1 pseudogene is annotated in these 1,068 nt (G+C 65.8%); it reads left to right on the top strand.

Annotated elements, in window-relative coordinates:
- A pseudogene (locus tag EN991_RS37420) lies at positions 1-1,068 on the top strand (hypothetical protein); the annotation flags it as partial.

The raw sequence follows: 1,068 nt of genomic DNA, 5'->3' as shown, positions 1-1,068 counted from the left end.
GCGCTTGAAGGCGCCTTCCGCGACGTGCCGCCGTCACGCATCGGCGGCGCGATCATGATCACCGATGGCGAGGTCCATGACGCGCCGCCGGGCGCGCCAGATTTCAACGCCCCGCTGCATGCGCTGATCACCGGCAACGACCACGAAAAGGACCGCCGCATCCGCTTCGAGAACGCGCCGCGCTTCGGCCTTGTTGGCAAGCCGCTCGACATGACCTACCGCGTCATCTCGACCGAAAACGAGACTGGCCCGGTCGATGTGCGCGTCTCGGTCAATGGCGAGCAGGTCGCCGTCGAGCACGCCACCGTTGGCCAGGCCATGCCGCTGCAGGTCACCATTCCGGGTGCCGGCCGCAACATCGTCGAACTCGCCATCGATCGCGAACCGGGCGAACTGACCGACACCAACAACCGCGCCATCGCACTGATCGACGGCATTCGCGAGAACCTGCGTGTGCTGCTCGTCTCCGGCGAGCCGCATGCCGGCGAGCGCACCTGGCGCAACCTGCTGAAATCCGACGCCTCGGTCGATCTTGTCCATTTCACCATCCTGCGGCCGCCGGAAAAGCAGGACGGCACGCCGATCAACGAATTGTCGCTTATCGCCTTCCCGACCCGCGAACTGTTCGTCGAGAAGATCAAGGATTTCGACCTCATCATCTTCGACCGCTACCAGCACCGCGACGTGCTGCCGATCCTCTATTACGACTACATCTCCGAATATGTCGAAAAGGGCGGCGCGCTGCTGATCGCGGCCGGCCCCGAATATGCCGGCGAAAGCTCGATCGCGCGCACGCCGCTGATGGCCGCCCTGCCGGCGATGCCGACCGGCGAAGTTGTCGACAAGGCCTTCTATCCGCGCCTCACCGAACTCGGCCAGCGCCACCCGGTGACGCGTGGGCTCGATGGCTCGGCCACCGAGCCGCCGCACTGGAGCCGCTGGTTCCGCACCATAGGCGTGCAGAACCCGGAAGGCGAAGTGGTCATGAAGGGCGCCGACAACCGGCCGCTGCTGCTGCTCGACCGCAAGGGAGAAGGCCGCGTCGGCATGCTGCTGTCCGATCAGGGC

The sequence above is a fragment of the Mesorhizobium sp. M7A.F.Ca.US.005.03.2.1 genome (assembly GCF_003997795.1).
In the GTDB taxonomy this organism is placed as follows: Bacteria; Pseudomonadota; Alphaproteobacteria; order Rhizobiales; family Rhizobiaceae; genus Mesorhizobium; species Mesorhizobium ciceri.
The sequence above is the reverse complement of the archived record's forward strand: the minus strand, read 5'-3'. Positions and strand labels throughout refer to the sequence as shown.